Annotated in this window: 6 protein-coding genes; 4 read left to right on the top strand and 2 right to left on the bottom strand. The window is 43.4% G+C overall.

The features are described from left to right. Positions 1 to 254: 254 nt before the first annotated feature. Positions 255 to 1,319 carry a pentapeptide repeat-containing protein gene (locus PX482_RS19850; RefSeq protein ID WP_288122912.1) on the bottom strand — a complete coding sequence of 355 codons (1,065 nt, stop codon included), beginning with the start codon at positions 1,317 to 1,319 and terminating at the stop codon, positions 255 to 257. Positions 1,320 to 1,482: 163 nt separating this feature from the next. Further along, complete coding sequence (locus PX482_RS19845; protein WP_002759221.1) at positions 1,483 to 2,376, bottom strand: ferritin-like domain-containing protein; 894 nt, start codon at positions 2,374 to 2,376, stop codon at positions 1,483 to 1,485. A gap of 259 nt (positions 2,377 to 2,635) precedes the next feature. Here PX482_RS19845 and PX482_RS19840 point away from each other — a divergent pair, with 259 nt between their 5' ends. The 4 genes from PX482_RS19840 (at position 2,636) to argH (ending at position 5,474) form a co-directional block, all read left to right on the top strand. Then, the gene (locus PX482_RS19840; protein ID WP_002759220.1) at positions 2,636 to 2,971 is read left to right on the top strand and encodes a hypothetical protein; all 336 of its coding nucleotides are present in this window, start codon (positions 2,636 to 2,638) and stop codon (positions 2,969 to 2,971) included. Next, positions 2,968 to 3,579: a class II aldolase/adducin family protein gene (locus PX482_RS19835; protein ID WP_002759218.1), complete on the top strand. Its 612-nt coding sequence runs from the start codon at positions 2,968 to 2,970 to the stop codon at positions 3,577 to 3,579. Before PX482_RS19840 ends, PX482_RS19835 begins: the two co-directional genes overlap by 4 nt. Positions 3,580 to 3,685: 106 nt before the next feature. After that, complete coding sequence (locus tag PX482_RS19830) at positions 3,686 to 3,889, top strand: hypothetical protein (RefSeq protein ID WP_052277410.1); 204 nt, start codon at positions 3,686 to 3,688, stop codon at positions 3,887 to 3,889. Positions 3,890 to 4,058: 169 nt separating this feature from the next. Beyond that, positions 4,059 to 5,474 carry an argininosuccinate lyase gene (gene argH / locus PX482_RS19825; RefSeq protein ID WP_002759216.1) on the top strand — a complete coding sequence of 472 codons (1,416 nt, stop codon included), beginning with the start codon at positions 4,059 to 4,061 and terminating at the stop codon, positions 5,472 to 5,474. The last annotated feature ends 77 nt before the right edge of the window (positions 5,475 to 5,551 follow it).

Here is a 5,551-nt window from a genome sequence, read left to right as displayed (position 1 = left end):
TAGGGTTTGCTGAATAATGGTAAAACCCTTTTAAAATAAGGCTTTTGACCTGTTAAAATCCGATGTTCATGCTGCGAAAATCCGATTGGGACTCTCAAAAACCTTGCATTATCCCTCTCGTAGTACATAAATTGGTACAAAAAAAGAGGGCAACAAAGCCTGAAACGACCAGCTACTGACTCCTGACTCCTGACTCCTGACTCCTGACTCCTAACCCCACCAACAAACTTTTTCAGCAAACCCTAAATAGTTGACTAATCACAGAAAGACCCGCGCAAGCGTAAATTTTCCCGCAATTCCTCGGTCATACCCACATTATCGGCAAACTTTGCCCCCTTCACTTTTGCCCCGCTAAAATTCGCTTGAGTGATGTTGACTTCAACCAAATTAGCTCCTTCTAAATTGGAGCCAATTAAATTAGCTAAAGCCAAACTAGAACGGTAAAAATCAGCATAACTTAAATCGGCATTAGCTAATAAGGCTCCGCTTAAATCCGCTCCCTTAAAACTAGCATGACTGCCATTAATTTCACTTAAATCAGCATCGGTTAAATTGGCCCCCCGCAGATTCGCTTGATAGAGATTAGCCATGCCTAAAGATATGCCACTTAATTCCGCTGCCAAGAGATTTGCCCCGGTAAAATCCGTTAGGGGATCCAGTTCAGCTAATTGGGCCAGTTCGAGAAAATCATCAGTAACAGAAGCATAAATTCCCTCGATTTGTGCCTGCAATTTCTCTAAATTTTCTGATGCTGCCGGTTGCGGTTCAACCAGAACAGTATCTAATTCTACCTGCGATGAACCCAAAGAAATACGACTCAAAAAAGCATAAAATTGATTTTCCATTAGGAAAAATGCTAACTTTCGCTCTAAAATACTATGTTTATTGGGACTTAGATCGTGTTTCCATAATCCCGATGTTTCCGTGATACAGATATCGGCAGCCGTCAGCGAAAATTGCACCGTGAGATGATAAGGTTCTTCCTCCACACTGACGGTTCCTAGGTTAATCCTTTCGATCGCTCCTGTAAATATTGACTGAGGACTTTTGAAAGATAACCGCCATTGATGATTATTAATACGATTTATGTATAACTCTTGACTCGAAAGAGGATTAGGTGCTAGGTGACAATTAACTAAAACAAAATCTAATTTTCCTCCTTTTAGACCCCATTTGATTTCCCCGCCGAGGAGAGATTGAATTTGAGCTTGTAGGTGTAAAGTTAAATATAAATCAAATTTTTGCGAGTCGGTGGCTACTGGTTCTAGGGTTAAAGATACACTATCGGGGTAGCGATCAAAGGCAGCTAAAAGACGCATAATCTAAAAAAGAAAAGTCAAAATAAACAGTAAAAAAGTGGTGTTTCTCTGACCTTAAAGCCGAGAACTCACCCCTATTTAAAACAATAGCTGATTTTCTCGATCCTCGCTGAACATTTCTTCGGCGATCGCTGAATGATTGCCCCTGAAAATCAAGGTTAAATTAGTTGACTTTCTCTTTTTTGCCGATATTGCCGTCCGCATTAAAAAACATCGGTAAAAAGCGTTCCATAAACATTTGTGGATCACGATTCCAGGCTTTTTGCGCCGCTTCTACCCGGAATAATTGTAATTTCGGGTCGAGAAGGGATTGGGGTAAACGTTCCATCAGATATTGAGGACGTTCCCAAAGCGGCATAGTGGCGGCGATTTCCATTAAATGACCGACGCGGCGCAATTCTGCCCCGAGGGTGATATCCATACCCGATTCATAGGCGGCCTGTTCGATCGCTGAGTATTTGGTCTTAGCTTTTTCGACTTTTTGCCGATGTTCGGGGCTTTTTTGGGCAATTTTGGCTAACCAACGATTGCCCCAACGCACATGACCCGCTTCTTCAGGAAAAATTTTGGCGATCGTTTCCTGAATTTTCAGATTTTCCGGGGTTTGTTCCCCTGCTTTGAGGGCATAAATATGGGCGGCAAAGTATTCGCATCCCCGTTTTTCCGTGACGTTAATTGCCGCTAGGGCCGCAATCAGTCCATCTTCCCTTTGTTCTTCGCCTTGGAATTGATCTTGATCGAGAAGACGTTCAAATTCATCGATATAGGACAACCCCGGCGGTTTCCCCACATCGGCCCCCAATTCGATTAATAAATCGGTTAACCAGTAGGCATGGCGGGCCTCATCGGCGACGTGACGGGAAAGCTCCTGGATCAGTTCTTTTGGTTGTCCGTCTAAGGTTTCGATCAGTTCGGTCAGGTCTTTACAGCTACGTTGTTCGTTGTAGCGGTAACGGTTGAGGGTGACAAGATGAATTTCGCAATCGCTAATGACACGCTTCATGATGTCGCGAGCGCTCATCGTCTTCTTGAATTTACGAGGGTAAGCAACGGTCATGATTTTGTATCGTTTTGTAAACGGCTTCCCGTATTCTAACGGAGTTTTTTCCCAATCTGGCAAGGGAGCGGCAAGTGGCAAGCTTTTTTCAGTGATCAGTGAAAGATAAGCTGCCCGCGCATTTAAATTGCTTGTGGAGATGAGATACTCTTTCCTCTTGCACTCTTGCAACAGTAAAGAGATTGGGGGGAGATTCGGCTAATCTAAGAATAAGCGGTTAAAATGCGTCTTAGCTGATCGAGGAAAACTAGAATTGTCTATGAACACATTCACTCCCCATCAAATTGTTAGTTTATTCTGCAAAAATCGAACTTTATACGGAGAAGTAATTCAGGTGATCGAAAGTCGTTCGGCTCTTTGGGTGCGTCCTCTTTGGTTAATTATAGCCGATAATTTTGAGACCATTGATGTGCGGGAATGTTCCGATTTAATTCTACCTATCAACTTATTTAACCCCGCCTTAGACACGGAAGTTTTACCCCTATTTTCCCAAGTAATTAAAGATAATTATATCGCCAATATTTCCTATCCTCTCCAGGACTTTTTGCAGAAAGTTTGTCAAAGTTATCCCGAATATTTTCAGAAAAATCTATGATTGACGAAGGCTACGTTAAATACAATTGTACTTGGATTCCTGACCATCCCTTAATAAGCTCAGAGATTGCAGAATTAAATTATTGGCGCCATCGCCTCTATCGACTGGGATTAATCGGTCAATACGATAACGGAATCGGTTTTGGGAATGTGAGTCAACGAGGGAAAATAGACAAAGAAATTATTATTTCTGGCACTAACACCGGGGGAATACCGGTATTAAATGAATCCCATTACACCAGAGTTATAGACTACGATTGGAAAGAAAATCGGGTCACTTGTCGGGGAACAATCGCCGCTTCTTCAGAAACTCTCACCCATGGAGCAATTTATGAAGCGAATCCCCAGATTAATGGGGTGATTCATATTCACCATCGCCCCCTGTGGCAAAATTTGATGTATCGAGTGCCGACCACCCAAGAAAATATCGCCTATGGAACCCCAGAAATGGCCGCAGAAATTATCCGTTTATGTCAAGAAGATCGTCTAGAGGAGCAACAAATTTTAGTGATGAGTGGTCATGAAGAAGGAATTATCGCCTTTGGGCAAAATTTAGCAAAAGCGGGTAATTTACTATTAGCCTATTACCAGCAATCTCAATCATCTTGAAAGTGACCTCCCCTCCAACTCAGCACCAGGGAGACAAAAGTGGTTTTAATTTAGTCGTTTTCATGTTAACTTGTTCTGTAGATTTTCGTTTTTGAGGAATGCCATCGTGATCGACATCTTCCATCATCTATCTGTCTCGATCGACTTTTCGCCTCTTACCAATGTCTTGATGACTATTTCGGAGCAAGACGTGGATATCATCGGGAATGTCCAGAAATCCTTCTCAAATTTCGTCAAAACTGGGCAAGCATGGGCCCTATTAATCGGTTTGATTGTCGGTTATATGTTTCGAGGTTTTACTTCTTATTAGCTTTTCGCCTATCAGCATTCAGCCAGAGCGAGCAATTCTTGCTATTCTTATGTTTGTAGAGTTGGAGATTTTTCTAACCTGAAGCGGTAATGCTATCAGCGCCGGATTATTCCCCAAAATTGTCCAGCATATTTTGGTTAACTTTATCCACAATAATCTAACGAAAACAGTGACAGCAAAGAAAACTTGGAGCGATCGCTTTGAAGGTAGTCTCCATCCTACGATCGTGGAATTTAACGCCAGTATTGGCTTTGATATCGAATTAATCGAGTATGATCTCACCGGATCGATCGCTCACGCCAAAATGCTCGCCTATACGGGTATTATCAGCCCCGAAGAAGCAGATAGTCTCGTCTCTGGATTGGAACAAATTCGTCAAGAATACCGCACCGGCAACTTTAACCCCGGCATCGATCAAGAGGACGTGCATTTTGCCGTGGAACGTCGTTTAACCGAGATCGTGGGAGATGTGGGCAAAAAACTGCACACGGCCCGTTCGCGGAATGATCAGGTAGGAACGGATATTCGTCTGTATCTTAGACAACAAATCGATGATATTAGGCAAGAAATTCGCAATTTTCAGCAAGCTTTAGTCAATCACGCTGAAAACCATCTGGAAACCCTGATCCCCGGTTATACCCACCTACAGCGCGCCCAACCGATTAGTTTAGCCCATCATCTCCTAGCTTATTTTCAAATGGCCGAACGGGATCACCAAAGATTAGGAGAAATTCGCGCCAGGACTAATATTTCGCCCCTAGGATGTGGCGCTTTAGCGGGGACGACTTTTCCCATCGATCGTCATTACAGTGCCAATTTACTCGATTTTGAGCAGGTGTATAACAATAGTCTCGATGGAGTCAGCGATCGAGATTTTGCCATTGAATTTATGACGGCCGCTAGTCTGATTATGGTCCACCTGAGCCGTTTGAGCGAAGAAATGATTCTCTGGTCTTCCCAAGAATTTAGTTTTATCACTCTCACCGATAGTTGTGCCACGGGATCTAGCATTATGCCCCAGAAAAAAAATCCCGACGTTCCCGAATTGGTGCGCGGCAAAACAGGGCGGGTTTTTGGGCATTTACAGGCGTTATTGACCTTAATGAAGGGTTTACCCCTAGCTTATAACAAAGACTTGCAGGAGGACAAGGAAGCGTTATTTGATGGCGTTAAAACCGTGCGGATTTGTTTGCAAGCGATGACGGTACTTTTAGCCACCGGAATTCAATTTAAAACCGACCGATTAGCTAATGCGGTGGCGGAAGATTTTTCTAATGCGACGGATGTGGCGGATTATTTAGCCAGTAAGGGAATTCCCTTCCGAGAAGCTTATAATTTAGTCGGGAAAGTCGTTAAAAGCAGTTTGGCAGCGGGTAAGTTATTGAAAGATTTAACCCTGACGGAATGGCAAGAATTACATCCGGCTTTTGAGGCCGATATCTACGACGCGATCGCTCCTCGTCAGGTGGTAGCGGCCCGTAATAGCTATGGTGGCACAGGTTTTGAACAAGTGCGATCGGCTTTAATTCAAGCTAAAGCCATTCTCGATCATCGAAAATTTGCGTCTGAAACCCCGCCGTTCTAGGTTGGCTTTACGTTAGAATTAAAAGGCCAGTCTCGAAAACCAAGTGGACGGCGCAGCACCTTGAAAACTCGGCTTAG

The organism is Microcystis sp. M53602_WE12, from assembly GCF_030065455.1.
GTDB classification, from domain to species: domain Bacteria; phylum Cyanobacteriota; class Cyanobacteriia; order Cyanobacteriales; family Microcystaceae; genus Microcystis; species Microcystis aeruginosa.
This window is presented reverse-complemented; position numbering and strand designations above follow the sequence as displayed.

Coding starts and splice junctions, on each gene's coding strand:
- PX482_RS19850 (WP_288122912.1), bottom strand. CDS start 1,319: ATGCGTCTTTTAGCTGCCTTTGATCGCTACCCCGATAGTGTATCTTTA.
- PX482_RS19845 (WP_002759221.1), bottom strand. CDS start 2,376: ATGACCGTTGCTTACCCTCGTAAATTCAAGAAGACGATGAGCGCTCGC.
- PX482_RS19840 (WP_002759220.1), top strand. CDS start 2,636: ATGAACACATTCACTCCCCATCAAATTGTTAGTTTATTCTGCAAAAAT.
- PX482_RS19835 (WP_002759218.1), top strand. CDS start 2,968: ATGATTGACGAAGGCTACGTTAAATACAATTGTACTTGGATTCCTGAC.